The organism is Micromonospora sp. ZG13 (genome assembly GCF_059359355.1).
Genome location: NZ_JCADBQ010000018.1, coordinates 62,539 through 80,013, shown reverse-complemented (window position 1 = coordinate 80,013; position 17,475 = coordinate 62,539). Strand labels below are relative to the sequence as shown.

General features: G+C 75.0%; 11 protein-coding genes. 5 read left to right on the top strand and 6 right to left on the bottom strand.

The window, feature by feature from the left end; all coding sequences use genetic code 11:
* Window position 1: 1 nt before the first annotated feature.
* From AC5L34_RS26165 to AC5L34_RS26140, 6 genes are all read right to left on the bottom strand, one after another.
* Window positions 2-5,824, bottom strand: a complete 5,823-nt coding sequence (locus tag AC5L34_RS26165; protein WP_494827399.1) for a type I polyketide synthase — start codon at window positions 5,822-5,824, stop codon at window positions 2-4.
* Window positions 5,825-5,897: 73 nt separating this feature from the next.
* Complete coding sequence (locus AC5L34_RS26160) at window positions 5,898-6,860, bottom strand: DUF1702 family protein (RefSeq protein WP_441177760.1); 963 nt, start codon at window positions 6,858-6,860, stop codon at window positions 5,898-5,900.
* A gap of 217 nt (window positions 6,861-7,077) precedes the next feature.
* Window positions 7,078-8,073, bottom strand: coding sequence for a DUF1702 family protein (locus AC5L34_RS26155; protein ID WP_494827397.1), 996 nt, complete (start codon window positions 8,071-8,073; stop codon window positions 7,078-7,080).
* Window positions 8,074-8,190: 117 nt separating this feature from the next.
* Complete coding sequence (locus tag AC5L34_RS26150) at window positions 8,191-8,790, bottom strand: copper resistance CopC family protein (protein WP_494827395.1); 600 nt, start codon at window positions 8,788-8,790, stop codon at window positions 8,191-8,193.
* A complete protein-coding gene (locus AC5L34_RS26145; RefSeq protein ID WP_231926041.1) occupies window positions 8,787-9,365 on the bottom strand; it encodes a hypothetical protein in 579 nt (192 codons plus the stop codon). The genes AC5L34_RS26150 and AC5L34_RS26145 overlap by 4 nt, the downstream gene beginning before the upstream one ends.
* A gap of 112 nt (window positions 9,366-9,477) precedes the next feature.
* Window positions 9,478-10,551: a carboxymuconolactone decarboxylase family protein gene (locus AC5L34_RS26140; RefSeq protein WP_494827393.1), complete on the bottom strand. Its 1,074-nt coding sequence runs from the start codon at window positions 10,549-10,551 to the stop codon at window positions 9,478-9,480.
* Between the two features lie 190 nt (window positions 10,552-10,741).
* Between AC5L34_RS26140 and AC5L34_RS26135 the strand changes: the two genes are divergently transcribed.
* The 5 genes from AC5L34_RS26135 (at window position 10,742) to AC5L34_RS26115 (ending at window position 17,289) form a co-directional block, all read left to right on the top strand.
* Window positions 10,742-11,803 carry an SDR family NAD(P)-dependent oxidoreductase gene (locus tag AC5L34_RS26135; protein ID WP_441177755.1) on the top strand — a complete coding sequence of 354 codons (1,062 nt, stop codon included), beginning with the start codon at window positions 10,742-10,744 and terminating at the stop codon, window positions 11,801-11,803.
* A gap of 323 nt (window positions 11,804-12,126) precedes the next feature.
* Window positions 12,127-12,696 (top strand): DUF5987 family protein, encoded by a 570-nt coding sequence (locus tag AC5L34_RS26130; protein WP_088999814.1) that lies wholly within the window; start codon window positions 12,127-12,129, stop codon window positions 12,694-12,696.
* On the top strand, window positions 12,693-14,327 hold the full coding sequence (locus tag AC5L34_RS26125; protein WP_441177754.1) for an FAD-dependent oxidoreductase: 1,635 nt from the start codon (window positions 12,693-12,695) through the stop codon (window positions 14,325-14,327). The genes AC5L34_RS26130 and AC5L34_RS26125 overlap by 4 nt, the downstream gene beginning before the upstream one ends.
* 255 nt (window positions 14,328-14,582) lie before the next feature.
* Window positions 14,583-15,674, top strand: a complete 1,092-nt coding sequence (locus tag AC5L34_RS26120; protein ID WP_494827424.1) for a carboxymuconolactone decarboxylase family protein — start codon at window positions 14,583-14,585, stop codon at window positions 15,672-15,674.
* Entirely contained in the window at window positions 15,658-17,289 is a 1,632-nt protein-coding gene (locus AC5L34_RS26115; RefSeq protein WP_441177753.1) for a DHA2 family efflux MFS transporter permease subunit, read from the top strand. The genes AC5L34_RS26120 and AC5L34_RS26115 overlap by 17 nt, the downstream gene beginning before the upstream one ends.
* Window positions 17,290-17,475 lie beyond the last annotated feature (186 nt).

The following is a 17,475-nucleotide window of genomic DNA, read 5'->3' as shown; positions in this document are numbered from 1 at the left end:
CCTAGCCCCGTCCTTCCGTCAGGATCGCGAACGCCATCGGCTGGGGCAGGTCCCGCACGGTCGTGACGAGCGTGGCGATCCGCAGGTCGCCGGAGGCGAAGACCAGCCAGCCGGCCCGGTCCGAGGGCACCGCGACCAGCGGCGCCCGGTGCGAGAGCCCCGCCTTGCGCAGGCACTCGATCGCCGCCCACACCCGCGTCGCCGCCGCGTCCAGCGACTCCCCGCCGTCGGCGCAGCAGAGCCGGGCGAGGTCGACGTGCGTGCCGAGGAGCCCCTGCCAGACCGACTCCTCCCGGGCGCGTACCGCCTCGACGTCGCAGGCGAGCGGCCCGGTGCCGACCACGCACAGCGTCAGGTTCTCGGCGTGGGCGGCCGAGAGCGACCGGCCGTCGGCCAGCTCGGGGCGGCCGTCCGGCCGGTATGCGACCTCGACCGGTCCGCCGGCGGCCCGGCCGGCGGCCACCGCGGTGCGGGCCCGCCGCCGGCGGGTCTCGTCCGGCGTGCCCTGCCCGGCCGCCTCGCCGCGTCCGGTCCGCTCCGTCGGGGCCGGCTCCACCGCGACGGCGACGTCACCGCCGACCAGGTCGCCCACGGTCCGCTCCAGGTACGACCCGAGCAGCGGGGCCACCCACGGCCCGCGGCCGTCCTTCTTGCGCACCGCCCGCAGCCGCAGGCCCTCCCACCGCTCCACGATCGCACCGTCGGAGGAGCGGAGCGCGATGTCGTAGACGTAGGTGTCGCCGTCGCGGCTGCGTTCCTCGGCGCAGTAGCGGAGTTCCTCCGCCTCGGTCAGCCGGGGCCCCGCCGGGTGGAGCCGCTCGATCCCGGCCGGCAGCAGGGTCGCGTCGGGGACGCAGACCTGGTTGCCGTGCATGAGGGCGTCCCGCACGCCGGGGTCGCCCAGCAGCAGGGTGTCGGGCAGGTAGTCGGCGAACCACCGCGTCTGCGGAGCCGTGACGACGTCGGCGTCGACGTGCCGGGCGGCCGAGCGGTGGTAGCGGCGCAGCCGCTGGAACCGTCCACCCTGGAACAGGATGTCGCCGTACAGGTCGGTGGCGGGGTCCAGCGGCACCGCCGGCAGCCCGGCGGGCACCTGCTCGGGCGGGCCGGCCGGCGGTCGCGTCCCGGTGAAGTGCAGCCGCGCCCGGAAGTGCGCGGCGCTGAACTCCGTCTCCGCGCTGTAGACGACCGCGTCCACGACGTCGTCGTCGACCACGAGGGTGGCGATCCGGATGGTGGTGCTGCCGTCCGGCGGCACCACGATGGGCCGCAGGAACTCGGCCCGCTCGACCACCGGCGTGTCGGTCCGTCCGGTCACCGCGGCGGCGACCTGGGCCATCGCCTCCATGCCGAACACCGCCGGGAACAGCAGGTTGCCGTCGAGCCGGTGGTGGTCCAGGTAGAGGTCGGCGACCGGCTTGAGTTCGGCCTCGGTGACCAGCTCGACGCCGTGGTAGCGCACGAGCGGCCGGTCCACGAAGCGCAGCAGCGGCAGCTCCGGAAGGTCCATCCGGACGGTGTCGATGCCCTCGGTCCGCCCGCTGACGACCACCACCGACGGCGCGTGCGGGTCGGCGAGCAGGCGCCGGAGCATCGCAACCCCCTGGTCGGGGGTGACCGGGGTGATGCCGTCGCGGGTCAGCGCCTCGACCACGGACAGCCGCTCGCCCATGCCGACGCCGGACCAGACCGACCACTCCAGGCAGAGGCTGCGGCAGTCCGGGTGACGCCGGCCGAAGTCGACGGTCAGCTCGGCGAGCCAGTCGTTCGCGGTCGCGTAGTGGGCCTCGCCACGCAGGCCGGCCCGGCCGATGATGCTGCCGAACGTCACCAGCAGGCGCAGCCGGTCGGCGTCGACCGCGTCGAGCACGGCGCGCAGGCCGTCGACCTTCGGCGCGAAGGTGCGGCGGAACTCGTCCATGCCGAGGCCCGTCAACGCCGCCGGCTCGTTGCGGCCCGCGCCGTGCAGCACCGCCGTGACCGGTCCCAGCTCGGCGACCAGCCCGTCGACGGCCTGGCGTACCTGCGCGGCGTCGGCCACGTCGGCCCGGGCGTAGCGCACCCGCACGCCGGCGTCCGCCATCCGCGCGAGGTTCGCGGCCAGCTCCTCGTCCTGGGCGGGATCCGAGCGGCCGAGCACGGCGAGGCGGGCGCCGCTGTCCACGGCCATCGCCAGGGCGCACTCGGCGGTGATGCCCTTGCCACCGCCGGTGACCAGCAGGACGTCCTCGGCGCCCAATGGCTGCCGAGTCTCGGCCGGCCGCACCGGCAGCCCGCGCAGGGTGGGCACCCGCCGGCGCCCGTCGGCGTCGAGGTGGACCTCGGCGAAGCCGTCGGTGGCGGCGACCTCCGCGGTCACCCTCGCCACGGCCTGCGGCACCGGCGCGGTGTGCACGACGGTGGTCCGCACGTGCGGCGCCTCCAGCCGCAGCGTCTTGGCCAGCCCGGCCGCGCCCGGCCCCTGCTGGACAAGGACGAAGCGGGTGCCGGGGGCGGCGGCCGTCGCCGCCTGCGCGCCGCGCAGGGCCAGTTCGAGGTCGGCCTCGGCGCACGGCTGCGGCAGGCACACCAGCACACCCGCGCCGACACCGGCGCTCTGCAGGGCCGCGCGCAGCGGCTCGGCGAGCGGGTGCCCGGCCGGGGCGAACAGCTGCCAGGGCCCGTCGGCCTCGGTCCCCGCGGCGGCCGGGGACGGCGCCTCGTCGAGGTCGACCGACCAGGCCCGGCACCAGTCGGCCACACCGTGCACGAAGGCCGGGCCGGACGCGTCGGCGTCCCGGCCGGTGCGGGCGAGCTGCTCCAGGGCCTCGGCGAGCTGACCGACGGTGGCCGTCGCGAAGTTCGTCGGGGTCTGCGCGGCCGGCACGCCGAGCTGCTGCGCCGCCTGGTTGACCAGCTGGCCGACGGTGATCGAGCTGAGGTGCAGGTCGTCGAGGAGCTGACTGCCGTCGTGCACCATCTCCAGCGGCAACTCGGCCCGCTCGGCGGCCAACCGGCGCAGCAGTTGCAGGCTCGACTCGCCCGCCGGCTGCTCCGGCTCCGGCCGCTGCCCCTCCGCCACCGGCGGAGCCGTCGCCCGCACACCGGTGCCCTTGGGCAGGTTCACCACCGGGGCGGACTCGCAGGGGCTGGCGAAGAACCGGAAGTTCTGGCCCACCTCGAGCGGCCGGACCAGCCGGTCGTGGAAGAGGGCGCCCTCCACGCCGCCGGCGCCGACCACGTACGCGGCCGCCGCGACGCGCAGCAGGCCGGCCAGCGACTCGTCGTCGGTGTTCAGCGCCACCGCCGGCAGGTCGGTGCTGGCCGACGCCAGGCCGGAGAGCACCTGCCCCGGACCGACCTCGACGAAGAGGTCGACCTCCTTGGCGGCGAGAGCCACGGCCTGGCTGAACAGCACCGGGTCGGTGATCTGGCGGTGCAGGAGGGCGGCGACGTCGGTGTCGGGGGCGAGCGGCTCGCCGGTGACCGTGGAGACGACCCGCCGGATGACGGGCCCGAACCGCTCCCCCGCCAGCGCCTCGAGGAGGGCGTCCGCGGCCGGCTCGACCAGCGGGGAGTGGAACGCGTGGGACACCGAGAGGCGGGTGGTCCGCAGGTCGGCGGAGCGGGCCCGCTCGCAGGCGTCCTCCACCGCGGCCTCCGAACCCGCGATCACGGTCTGCTCCGGCCCGTTGTACGCGGCGATCACCACGGACAGGTCGCCGACGAGCCCGGCCACCCGCTCGGGCGGGGCGCCGATGTTGGCCATCGTGCCGGAGGCGCTGTGCTCCCCCATCGTCCGGCCACGGATCCCCGCGACCCGCAGCAGGGCCTCCTCGTCGAGCACGCCGGCCCAGTGCAGGGCGGCGATCTCGCCGAGGCTGTGCCCGACGGCGACGGTCGCGTCGAGGTTGAGCAGCGACAGCGCCCGCAGGCCGGCCAGCGAGCCGGTGACGATCCTGGGCTGGGCCACCGCGGTCGCGACCATGTCGCCGCTGGTGGGCAGCGCCGCCCGCTGGTAGACCTCCTCCACGTCGGCGAAGCGCCGGCGCAGCGCGCCGCCCGAGGTGCCCCGGCCGGAGCCCTGCCCGGGGAAGAGGAAGCCGATGCGGCCCGGCCCGCTCACGTGACCCAGGAAGCAGCGGCCGTCGGCGGAGAACAGGCGCGCCTCGCCGGCGTCGAGGGCGTCGCAGACGCGGCCCAGCTGCCGCTCGGCGTCCTCCGGCGAGGAGACCACGACGCCCGCCCGGTAGGGCAGGTCGCGCAGCTCGCGGTGCAGGGTGGCGGCGAGGTCGCCCAACTGGGCGTACGACACCGTGGGCACGAAGTCGACGAGGCGCTGCAACCGCTCGCGCAGCTCCTGCGGGCTGCCACCGTCGACGAGGAGCAGTTCCACGTCCTGCATCGACGCGGCGAGGTTGCGGAAGCGGCTGTCCAGCCGCGACGAGCGACGCGGCTGCCCGTTCTCCAGCACGATGTGGGTGTTGATGCCGCCGAAGCCCATCGCCGTCACGCCGGCGCGTACGGGCACGCCGCGCGGCCACGCCTCGGCCTTGCGCAGGGCGCGCAGCGCGGACTGCTCGGCGGTGAGGATCTCGTGCGGGTCGACGCAGCCGATGGCGGGCGGCAGGACCTCGTGGTGGACCGCCATCGCGGCCTTGATCAGCCCGGCGACGCCGGCCGCCGCCTTGGTGTGCCCGATCATGCCCTTGATCGAGCTGATGGCGGCCTGCGGGGAGTTTCCGTCGGCGGTGCGCCGGGCCAGCGACAGCGCCTGGAGTTCGGTGGTGTCGCCGACCGCCGTGCCGGTGCCGTGGCCCTCGAAGAGCCCGACGGTCTCGATGCCGAAGCCGGCCCGGTCGTACGCCCGGCGCAGGGCGAGCTGGTAGCCGGCGACCTCCGGTCGGGTGATGCCGCCCTTGCCGTCGGAGGAGATGCCCCAGCCCGCGATGGTGGCGTAGACGCGGTGCCCCGCCTGGCGGGCCTCGGCCTCGCGCATCAGCACCACCATGCCGCAGCCCTCGCCCGGCCAGAAGCCGTTCGAGCCACGGTCGTAGACGCGCATCTCGCCGCGCGCCAGCGCGCCGGTCTTGGCGAAGCCGATGATCTCGAACGGGTCGATGGACAGGTCCACGCCGCCGGCGATCGCCACGTCGACCTCGCCGTCGGAGAGGGTCTTGCACGCGGTGGCGACGGAGAGCAGGGACGAGGAGCAGGCGCCGTCGACGGTGTAGCCGCCGCCCTTGAAGTCGAAGTGGTTGCAGATGCGCCCGGCGATGGTGTTCGACAGTCCACCCGCGAGGGTGTCCTCGTCGACCTCCGGGAACGGGCCCTTGAACGTCGCCTCGAACTCGTCGAGGAACGCGGTGAGCTGGTCGTCGTCCCAGTCCTGCTCCTTGAGCGCGGCGGCGACCATGCGGCGCACGTAGGGCCAGCGCAGCCGCAGCTGATTGGCCCGGGAGAACTCGCCGGTCAACGTGTTGCCGACGACCACGCCGGTCCGCTCGCGGGGCAGGCCCTCCGCCATCGGGAAGCCGGCGTCGGCCAGCGCCATGGCCGCCATGTCGAGGGCGAGCCAGTGGGTGAGGTCGGTCGAGCGGTAGGTGCTGCCCGCGATCTTGTAGGCGATCCGGTCGAACTCGTAGCCCTCGATGACCGCGGCGTTGCGGGCGTAGAAGCGGTCGGGTGTGGCCGGGTCCGGATCCCAGTAGTCGTCCAGACTCATCCGCTCGGCGGGCAGCCGGCGGAAGGCCCGCCGCCCGGCGAGGGCGTTCTCCCACAGTTCGCGGGGTGACGTGGCGTCCGGGTAGCGGCACGCCATCCCCACGACAGCGATCCTGGTCACGAGGTCTCTCCTTCGTTGCGTGCGGTGGTGGACCGCCGGGGCGCGGGAACGGCCGGTGGGAGGGGCGTCACGGTCAGCACCGCCCCTCGAACTCCGCGGCGATGGCCTGGCGCCACCGCTCGAAGGCGGGCGTGGCGCCGTCCTGGCCGCGGGGCAGCGTCACGTCGGTGACCTTCGCCGCCTCGGCGGTGGACATGCCGCAGAACACCTGCGTGGCGACCTCGTTGTGCGGGGCGACCAGGCCGGCGCGTACCCGGGCCCCGGCCGCGAAGGCACTGCCCTGGGCGAGGTCCACGCGGTAGTCGCCGGCACGGTCGCGGAACCGGTGCAGGTCCGCCTCGGGGGCCCCGCCGGCATAGGTGGCGGCGAGGCCGGCCCCGGCGTACAGGTCGGCCCGCCGGTGCGCGGGGAACGCGGCGAAGATCTCCGTCACCCGGTCCACGTCGGTGCCACCGACGAACCAGGTGGCCCGGCCGATGCCCTGGTCGATGACCCGGTCGGCGTACTCGCGCGGGCCCTCGGCCGGCCACGGGAACCGCGGGTGGCGGTACTGCCCGTACACGTACCGGTCGGTGTGGAAGTACGCCTGGTGGAAGCCGTAGCCGTCGAGCACCAGCCACCGCAGCAGCGGGTCCGGGGCGTACAGCTGGCCCCAGCGGAACCGGGGCACCCGGGCCATCGCCCAGCCCACGCCGACGTACACCATGTAGACGTGCGCGTCGCCCCGGCCGGCGAGCAGGCTCGCCACGTGCCGGGGGCGGCCCGGCCGCAGCGCGTCCCGGACGGCGAAGCCCATCCCGGCGCCCTCGTACGCGAAGCCACGAAAACGCGTCGGCACCGTTTCCAGACGCTGTTCGGCCGCTGCGGTCGTCGGCGCCTCGGCGGCGTATCCGTAACCGGCCAGGAATGAGGCGCCGACGGTTTCGAGCAGCGTCTTCGATTCCTCGTCGCGCACGTGGAAGCCGCGCACGTCCAATTTCGTCTCGGAGATATTTGGCGTCAGGATTCTGCGCCGCAGATCACGCAGGCTCTGCATGGCACGTTCCCCCAAAGGGTCGGTGTTTTCGTTGCCGGGATGGACATCCATTTCGATGATGGCAAAAGTGGGAAGGGTTGATTTCTTCACCCTTGCGCATTCATCGCAATTATTCGAGGCGTTCACGTCCGAGGCCGGCCGCGCGCCGGCACGGCGGGCGCGACGAGGCCCGGTCCGCGCCGGGGTCGCGTACCGCCGGGCGGACGACGCGGACGGCTCAGCGGTCGTGACCGACGTCGGCCGGCTCGAAGTGCGCGCGGACGTTGCGCCGCCAGACCTCGTACGCGGGCAGCCGCCCGGCGTCCTCCGCGCGGACCGCCACGTCGTCGGCGAGCGCCGCGACGGCGGCCACGGAGCGCCCGCCGAGGGCGTGCATCGCCGCCTCGCTGTGCGCCGGCACGTAGCCGGCGTGGCTGCGGGCCTTGGCGGCGAAGACCGCGCCCTGGGCCAGGTCCGGCGCGCACGGACCGGCGGCGGCGCGCAGCGCGACGAGCGCCTCGGCGTCGGCACCCCCGGCGAAGGTGGCGGCGAGCCCCACCCCGCTCCACAGGTCGCCGTGCCGGTCGGTGGCGAAGGTCCGCACGGCCCCGGCCACGTCGGCGGTGCGGGCGCCGTGGATGAACCACAGCGCCCGCCCGAGGCCCTGGTCCGTGGCCCGCGGGAAGTAGTCGCCGTGGCCCTGCCACGGGTACGCCGCCAGCCGCTCCTGCCGGGTCACCCACCGGTCGAGGTCGAAGTAGGCGCGGTCGAACCCGTAGCCGTCGACGGCCAGCCAGGTCATCGTCGGGTGGTACGGGTTGCCCGTGAGGTCGGGCACGACGTGCCGCCAGAAGCGGCGCGGTAGGCGCGCCATCGCGAAACCGATGCCGATGTAGGCGAGGAAGAGGTGGGGCGCGCCGGGCCCCCGCAGCAGGTCGCGGGTGCGGGTGCCGCGCCGGGGCCCCATCACGTCGAGGATGGTGCAGGCCATCGTGGCGCCCTCGTAGGCGAAGCCGAGCAGTTCCCGGTCGACGAGCGCGAGCCGGCGCTCCAGCTCCCACGGGTCGCGGGTGTCGATGCCCCACTCGAATCCGCAGATCACCGACTGCGGAACCGCCTCCAGCCGGCGGGTGACCTCCGTGGCGGGGCCGGGGAAGCCCCGACGCGCGAAGGTGACGTCCGCGAGCGTCGGCGCCATCAGCAGTCGACGTACGGAGCCCAGTACCGTCGGCATGGCAGATCCCCCTGTCGGTACGACGACGCCGGCCCCGGCCGGCGGGTGACTTCATCGTCACCTCGCGCCGGCCGGGGCCGCCTCTTCTGCTGTGCGCTCATCCGCCCGCGCCCCGGGTCACGGGCCGGTGACGGGACCTCTCCCCCGCTGCGGGCGGAGGAACATCAACAGCAGGGCCACCCCGACGAGGCCCAGGTCCAGCAGGAGGAGCACGCCGTTGATGCCGTCGATCCGGGCGTGGTCGTGGCCGGCGGCCGCCTCCCCGACCGGCGTGGCGACGGGCCCGGCCGGTGCGGCTCCGGGGGTCACCGTGAAACCGGCCAGGCCGGCGACCTGCCGGCCGTCGGGCAACCGGACGCGGTAGGCGACGCGGTAGGCGCCCGGCCCGGCGTCGCGTACCGGCACGACCAGGCGGCCGTCGCGGACGGCCGGCCTCCTGGTCGAGACGACCGCCCCGGTCGGTCCGGTGACGGCCAGGTGCGGGTCCCCGGCCGACTCGGCTCCGCCGAGCGTGAGCGTCACCTCGGCGGGCGCCGACCCGACGACCGACCCGTCGCCCGGCTGGAGCATCAGCCGCCGGCTCGCGGCCGGGCTGCCGAAGGCCAGCAGCGCGACGATCGACAGCACGACACCGGCCGCCACGACGATCGCCGCCCGCTGCACCCTCCCGGCCGGCGCGGGAGGCGCGGGCGGGCGGGCACCGTCCACGCTGGTCATGCCGGCTGCGCGGCGGCCCCGGGCTGCCGGCAGCTGCACGCCATCAGCTCCTCCTCCGCCGCGGAGGGCCGCAGGTGCAGGTACATCGCGATCACCATCGGCACGAAGACGACCGTGTTGTAGAACAGGTGCAGCTCGACCCGGGGGATCACGACCTGGAGCAGACTGGTGGGCACGGGGCTGCCGAACAGGTGCCGGCCGGTCTGCGCCTGCAACAGCAGCAGCAGGTGCTCGATGTGGTGCCAGAACTGAAGCGCCAGGGCGGCGGTCCACCAGCTCCGGCTGCGCCCGACGAAGCCGGGGCGCAGCATCCACAGCCCGACGAGCATCACGATGGCGTAGCCGTAGTGCAGCCACTCGGAGCTGACGAGCCACGGGAACGGCATGCCGAGCACGCCGCGCGCCTCCGGCCGCGACCAGCCCAGGCCCCAGATCTGGTACGCCTGCACCAGGTGCTCGGCCCAGTGCGCCAGCACGATCACGAGAAACGCGTTCAGGGCGGCCCGGTGGTGCGTGCCGTTGAGTGCCGCCCAACGCCCGGACGATCCGGGCAGGGTCGCCTGGTAGCTGGTCACGTTGCCTCCTCCAAGGGTGACGGGCGCGCGAGAACGCCACGCCCTCACCCAGCGTGTCGACACCGACACGCCGGCGCGTCTTCCTGCGTGCTCAGTTCGGGTCGCGGATCCGTCAGACCGGCTCGGGCGAGTCGGCGGGGGCGTACCAGGCGCCGACCCGGCGGGCCGCGGCGAAGCTGGCCCAGGCCACCGCGTCGACCAGGGCCGCGTCACCCGGCCGGTGGCGGCGGAACTCGGTGACCACCTCCTCGTCGACCTGGTAGGAGGCGAACGCGGTCAGCAGGGCCAGGCGGCCGGCGGCGCGCTCCGGCTCGGGCAGCGGCGCGATCAACCGCTCGCACCACTGTCGGCTCAGGCCGGTCTCCTCCCCCCGCCAGGCGTCGAGGCGTTCGAGGACCAGCTCCCGCACCGCCGGCGGGACCGCCCGCTCGCCGGCCGCCTCGAACGCCGCGTAGGCGCGGGCCATCGCCCCGGCCACGTGCGGGCTGCCCGCCGCCCAGGCCGCCTCCGCCGGCAGCGGCGCCGGCGGCAGCAGCTCCACCGAGCGACCCGGCTCCCGGGCGTCGCGCAGCGTCCCCTGCAACAACCAGCCGATACCGCGCTTCAGGCGCCGCCGCGCCCGCGGTGTCAGCCCGGGCGGGAGCAGGAAGTTGGCGAGGAACACGTTGACCACGCGGGCGACGTAGTGGAAGCCCACCACCACGCCGACCAGCTCCGGGCGGTCCCGCTCCGCGAACGGCAGGACCGGGCGCGCGGTCTGCGGCTGGTGGGCCGTACGACCCCACTCCGCCGCCTCGCGGATGCGCCGGTCGGTGATCTCGGCGAGCCGGTCGGCCACGATCGCCTCCGCGTCGTGCTCGGTGGAGAGCTCGTAGAGCCCGACGCTGTGCATGTCCACGCAGTACGGGCAGATGTTCGCCACCGACACGGCGGCCGCCACCGCCTCCTTCGTCGCCCGGTCCACGTTCTCCGTCGGCAGCAGCGGCTCCCGCATGACCATCCAGTACGCGGCCAGCACCTCCGGCGACGGGGAGTGCAGCTGCGCCGGCGGCACCACCAGCTGCATCTCCTGCGCCACCTGGGCGTAGACGGCCGCCACCAGGCCCCGCGCGGACCCCTGCGGCACCGGCGTGACGTAGTTGACCTGACGCTGGACCACCGACGAGGCCACCCGACGAGCGATCATGATCTGCCTCCTGCTCTGCGCCGCCGGGCGGTCACGACGACGGCTCCCACGACTGCGGCAATGCCAGTATTGGGAAGGCGGGGGCGCGGGCAACGCGATCGACGCCGGTTGAGCACCCTGGGAGAAGGAGGGGTCGGCGGCGTCCGCGAATGATGGGCGACGACCCAGTCCCCCACCCGCGGGAGTCGCGATGCTGGTCCTGGTAACCGGTGGCACCGGATTCATCGGCTCCCACTCGACGGCGGCCATCCTCGACGCCGGCCACCGGGTCCGGATGCTCGTGCGGGACGCGGCCCGCGCCCGACGGGTGCTGACCGCGTTGGGCGCCGACGCCGGGCGGGTGGAGCTGGTCGTCGGCGACGTCACCGACCCCGCCGACGTCACCCGGGCCGCCGACGGCTGCGCCGCCGCCCTGCACGCGGCCGGCGTGTACAGCTTCGACTCCCGGGACCGGGCGCGGATGCGGGCGGTCAACCTGCGCGGCACCGAGGTCGTGCTCGGGGCGGCGCGGGCGGCGGGCCTCGACCCGATCGTCCACGTCTCCACCTTCGGCGTGCTGCTGCCGGCCGCGCGCTCGCCGCTGACCGTCGACTCGCCGGTCGGCGCGCCCCGGGAGGCGTACCTGCGCAGCAAGGCCGCCGCCGAGCACGTCGCGCGCCGGCACCAGGACGACGGGGCGCCGGTGGTCGTCACGTACCCGCTCGCCTCGCTCGGGCCCGACGACCCGCACCTGGGCGACCAGACGACGCGGGTACGCAACGTGCTGCGCGGGTTGATGCCGATGTGGCCCACCGGCGGCTTCCCCGTCGGCGACGTGCGGGACGTGGCCCGGCTGCACGCCGCGGTGCTCGAACCGGGGCGCGGCCCCCGCCGCTTCCCGGCCCCCGGCCGGTACGTGACGACCCGCGAGTTCGTCGACGCGCTGCGCCGGGTCACCGGGCGGGCCCTGCCCACCCTGCGGCTGCCGGCGCGGGCCCTGCTGCCGATGGGGCACCTGGTCAGCGCGGCGCAGCGGCTGTCGCCCGTGCACCTGCCCGCCGAGCACGGCGCCATCTACCTGTGCGCCACCGCCCGCCCGATGGACGGCACGCCGACGGAGCAACTGCTCGGGCCGGCGGGCCGGTCGCTGGACGAGACGCTGGCCGACACCGTGCGCTGGCTGCACCGGACGGGGCGGCTGAGCCGCCGCCAGGCCGGGCGCGCCGCGCTCCCGGCGGCCGCCGCGCCGCACCGGGCCGCCGAACCGGCCTGACCCCCTGCCCGGAACCCGGCCCGGCCGCCGCACGTACGACGCGCGCGTGGAAATTGCAGCCCGCCCTTCCCGCGCGCAATTTTCCGCCAATCGCCGCGGCCATCGCGACCTCGGCCTGAGCAAAACGGAAGATGCGTTCCACCTGCGTCGGTCGCCACGATGATGCAGAACTTCACGCACCATCCACACCGCACGGAAAAACTCCGGGCGACCACCATTTCATTCCTTGATTCCGTCGCTTACCGGGCGGCGGTCAAGGCTGCCCGAAAAACGTCTTGGCGGGACCGGAAACCGACGCGCCCGCCCCAAAGGAGGTAGCCGCCGTGCAACCGGAGACACCAGAGGAACAGCAGGCGCGCGTGCTGACGCTGGAGGCGTTCGCCGACACCATCATCCCCGGGGCGAAGCGGTCCGCCGACGACCGGGCGATCGCGGGCGTCTCGACCGACGGCGGCGCCGTCGAGTCCGGGGCGCTGGCCCTGATGGAGGACCCGGCCGGCGGGCTGTCGCTGATGCTGGGCACGCTCAGTGAGGCCCTCAACGCCCACGCGAGCGGGTACGCCGAGACGAACGGGCTGACCCTCGATCCGAGCGTGCCGCCCTTCGTCGCGCTCGCGTTCGACCACCGCACCGCGCTGCTGAGCCACCTGCTCGCCCCGGACAACCCGGAGAAGGAGATGTGGGTGGGGCTCGCCCTGTTCAGCAACATGGCCTACGACAGCGCCGCGCACATGAACACCGTCGACGCCCTCGCCGCCGGGCACCCGGGGCTGCTGGCGATCGGCATCACCAAGCCCGACGCCGACGGGCTGTGGCGCTTCCCCGAGTACTCGTACGGACGCCCGCTGTCGCGACTGCACCCGCACACCACGCCCACAGGGAGCCCGGCATGACCAGTAACGCAAGCACCGACGTCGTGGTGATCGGCAGCGGCTTCGGCGGGGCGATCCCCGCCTACCACCTGGCCGCGGGCGGGGCGCGCGTGGTGGTCCTGGAGCGGGGCCCGTGGCTGTCCAGCGAGGAGTTCGACCACGACTTCAAGCTCGGCTCGTCGTACACCCGGATCTTCGACTTCACCGTGGGCGACGGGATGAGCGTGCTCGGCGGCAACTGCGTCGGCGGCGGCAGCGTCGTGTACTTCGCCACCATGCCGCGCGCGCCCCGGTTCATCTTCGAGCGGCAGGGCAGCATCGGCCGCCGGATGTGGCCGGCGGCCATCACCCGCGCCACGCTCGACCCCTGGTACGACCGGGTCTGCGAGTCGCTGCCGGTGACCATGCAGAGCTGGGACAAGGTGCCGTACGCCGGCGGCCTGTTCGCGGCGGCCTGCGCGCACGCCGGGCGCACGGCCAACCCGGTGCCGTCGGCGGTGGACGTCGACAAGTGCACCAACTGCAACTGGATGATGGCCGGGTGCCGCTTCGACGCGAAGCGCTCCCTGCTGCTCAACTACCTGCCGGCGGCCCTGGCGCACGGTGCCGAGATCCGGCCGCTGCACGAGGTGCAGCACCTCTCCCGCACCGACGACGGCGGGTACCGGGTGCACTACCGCATCGTCGACGCGGAGGACTACCGGATCCTGCACGACAGCGGGACGATCGACGCCAAGATCGTCATCGTGGCCGCCGGGGCCGGGGCCACCCCGGTGATCCTGCAACGCTCGGAGCCCACCCTGGGCACCATGCCCACCGCCGTCGGCCGGTACTTCTCCGGCAACGGGGAGCGGCTCAACACGGCCGTCTTCGACGACGACCGGGTCCGGGAGGTGCTCGGCCTGAGCCGGCCCGACGGCAGGGGCTACGACGCCAACCAGATCGGCCGCGGGCCGACGGTGGCGACGTGGGACCGGCTCGACCCGGACCTGCCCGAGTACGAGCGGTACTCGCTCGAACAGCTCTTCTTCCCGCTGGGGCTGGGCACGATCCTCGCCCAGGTGCCCGACGCGCAGGGCCCGAGCTGGTTCGGCCTGGCCAAGAAGGACATGCTGCGCCGCTGGCAGTCGTGGCTGACGCTGTTCACGATGTCGGAGGACGACAACGAGGGCGTCTTCGGGCCGCCGCCGGCGACCGGCAACGCGGACCGCATCTCCCAGCAGATGCTGGGCCGGGGTCCGTTGCGCTACCGGCCCACCGCCAACACGCTGCGGGGCTGGGCCGCCGCCGACGCGGACGCCCGGGACATCCTGGAGCGCGACGGGCTGGCCCGGGTGATGCCGTGGACCAACGACGTGGTCGGCGCGTACACGGTGCACCCGCTGTCGTCCTGCCGGATCGGCGACGACCCGGCGACGTCGGCCCTCGACGACCGGCACGAGCTGCGCCAGCACCCCGGCATCTTCGTCACCGACGGCTCGGCGGTGCCGGGCGCGCTCACCGTCAACCCGGCCCTCACCATCGCCGCGCTGGCCGAACGCGCCGTGCCCGGCATCGTCCGGGCGGCGCAGGAGCGTGGCATAGACGTCACCTACCACGGCTCGCTGCCCGACGGGACGGTCACCGCGGTGCCCCAGGTCGTACCCGGTTAGGGCGTGTGTCGAAGTCCTCGGTCGAGCCGAGGCGGCGTCCGGCAAGGCGGAGATCGGTCCGGATACCGGTGTCGTATCCGGACCGATCTCCAAAGCCGCCGGGCGCCGCCTGGGCCCGCCGCAGGCCGGCCAGGGACTTCGACACACGCCCTACGTCCACGACGGGCCGGGGGCGCGCCCCGCCCCCGGCCCCGGCCCGCCCTACCAGGAAGGAAACCGATGGGCAGGCGACTGGCTCGGGTGACGAGCCGCACCATGCTGACCCACGTCCGGCACGTGACGCCGGTCGCCCCGGACGCCGCCGACGGGCCCGTCGCGCGGGTCTACGGGCAGATGGCCGACGACTTCGGCGTCCTCGCGCCCCCGGTGCTGCTGCACTCCCCCTCCCCCGACGTGCTGCGCGCGTGCTGGCTGATGCTGCGCGAGACGCTGCTCGCCGAAGGGCTGGTCGGCCGCGACGCGAAGGAGGTGGTCGCCGCCGCCGTCTCCGAGAGCAACCGGTGCCCGTACTGCGTGGAGGTGCACGGCGCGACGGCGGCCGGGCTGCTGGGCGACGCGGGCGGGTGGCTGACGGCCGGGGTCGGCGGGATCGGCGACCCCCGGCTGCGGGCCCTGGCCGACTGGGCCCGGCACAGCGGGGACGACAGCCCCGCGCGCCGCCGGCCCCCGCCGTTCCCCGCCGAGCACGGACCGGAACTGATCGGCGTGGCGGTGGCCTTCCACTACCTGAACCGGATGGTGAGCGTCTTCCTCCAGGACTCCCCGTTGCCGCCCACGCCGGCCGGGGTCCGCGCCGGCGTCCGGCGCACGGCCGCCCGCATCATGGGGGCGCTGGCCCGCTCCGGCCGGCCCCCCGGTCGTTCCCTGGAGCTGCTGCCGCCCGCGCCACCGGAGGCCGACCTGGCATGGGCCGTCGGGCAGCCGCACGTGGCCGCCGCCTTCGCCCGGGCCGGCCAGGCCGTTCGTCACGCCGGCGCGGCCGCCCTGCCGGAGCACGTCCGGCGGCGGGTCCTGGCCTGCGTGGCCGACCCGCCGCCCCCGGAGCCGGGCGGGCGGTGGTTCGACGCCGTGGTCGCCGAGCTGTCGCCGCCCGAGCGACCCGCCGCCCGGTTGGCGCTGCTGACCGCGCTCGCGCCGTACCGGGTCACCGACGCCGACATCGCCGCCTGTCGCGACGGCGGCGCCGACGACGCCGCGCTGGTCGCGGTCACGGCCTGGGCGAGCCTGGCCGCGGCCCGCCGGATCGGGGCGCGGCTGTCCGGTGGCGGCCTCGGGCCACCCCCGGCCGGCGGGCCGGGCGCCGACGCCGCCGTCGGGGAGGAGGCCTCGCGTGCGGGCGAGGCGTGACCCGGGGCGGGCCGTCGACCCGGTGACGCCGCCGCGGGCGAGGCCCGTCAACCCGTGGGCGGCCCTGCTGGTGCTGTGCCTCGGCAACTTCCTGATCCTGCTCGACACGAGCATCGTCAACACGGCCGTGCCGGACATGATGCGGTCCCTCGACACCGGCATCGACAGCATGCTCTGGGTGCTCAACGGCTACCTGCTGGCGCTGGCGTCGTTGCTGATCGTCGCCGGGCGCCTCGGCGACCTGTTCGGTCCGCGTACCGTCTTCATGGCCGGCATGGCGGTGTTCGCGGTGGCCTCGGTGCTCTGCGGCGCCGCCCAGTCACCGGAGCAGCTCATCGCCGCGCGGGTGGTGCAGGGCGTGGGCGCCGCCGCGCTGCTGCCGCAGGCGCTGGTCCTGATCTCCGGCATCTTCCCGGCTTCGCGGCGGGGCGCCGCCTTCGGGATCTTCACCGCCGTCGCCGGCGTGGCCGCCGTCAGCGGCCCCACCCTCGGCGGCCTCGTGATCACCCAGCTCGGCTGGGAGTGGATCTTCTATCTGAACGTGCCGCTCAGCGCGGCGGGCGTCGCCCTGGCCTGGTGGCTTGTGCCCGACCTGCGTACCCGCCGGCCGCGTCACCTCGACGTGGTCGGCGTGCTCCTGGCCACGGCCGCGCTGGTGGGCCTCATGTACGCCCTCATCGAGGGCGAACGGCACGACTGGGGCACGGTACACGGGCCCGTCGGCATCCCGGCGATCCTGGTCGCCACGGCGGTGTGCGCGGTGGTGTTCGCGCTGCGCGAGCGCCGGCAGCGGGAGCCGCTCGTCCCGCCCGCGCTGTTCCGCCTCGCCAACTTCGGTCCGGCGACGGTGATCACGCTCGTCAGCTCCTTCGGGCTGTACGGCTTCCTGCTGGTCTTCGTCATCGAGACGCAGGCGCTGCTCGGCATGAGCCCGCTGGAGTCGGGCCTCGCCGCGCTGCCCTGGACGGTGGTGCTCAGCGCCGTCGCGCCGGTCGCCGGGCGGCTCACCGACCGCCTCGGCGGCCGGCGGCTGCTCGCCGGCGGGCTCACCGTGTACGCGCTCGGCGTGCTGGGCATGGCACTGCTGGTCACGCCGCACTCCACGGCCGGCACGTTCGTCGTACCGCTGATCGCCGTCGGCGTCGGCATGGGGGCGTCCATCGCGCCGACCACCACCGAGGCGATGCGCCACGTCCCCGCCCACCTGGCCGGCGCCGCCGCGGGCGTGCTCAACACGGCGCGCCAGGTCGGCGGGGCGCTCGGCGCGGCGGTCGTCGGGGCCGTCCTGCAACACCGGTTGGCCGACGCCCTGCCCGAGGCCGCCCGGGCGGGCGCGGCGCAGCTGCCTCCCGAGGCCCGGGCGGACTTCCTGCACGGATTCGGCGGGGCCGCCGGCGAGGGCGTCAAGCTGGGCGCCGGCCAGGCCGGCGGCTTCGTCGTGCCGGCCGGGACCCCGCCGGAGCTCGCCGACCGGTACCGGGAGGCGGCGCAGGCCGCCTTCGCCGACGCCTTCCTGCCGGCCGTGCGGCCGGCGCTGGGCGTGGTGGTGGGCGTCCTGCTGCTCGGCAGCCTGTTCGCGCTGCGCCTGCGACGGTCGCCATCTCACGAGGTGTGACCTCCGGTCGCGGCGAGCCGCAGCCGGGCCGGAAACTGTCAGGGAGAACCGTCGGGCCGGGAGCCCGACGGTTCTTCCCGTGGTGAGGTCGAGCGCGCGCGGGGCGGGAGGCGTGGCCGTCCCCAGGCGCACGACGTCGCGCACCATCCCCTTCCACGGTGGCGCTGTCTGACGCGGCGGTCGACG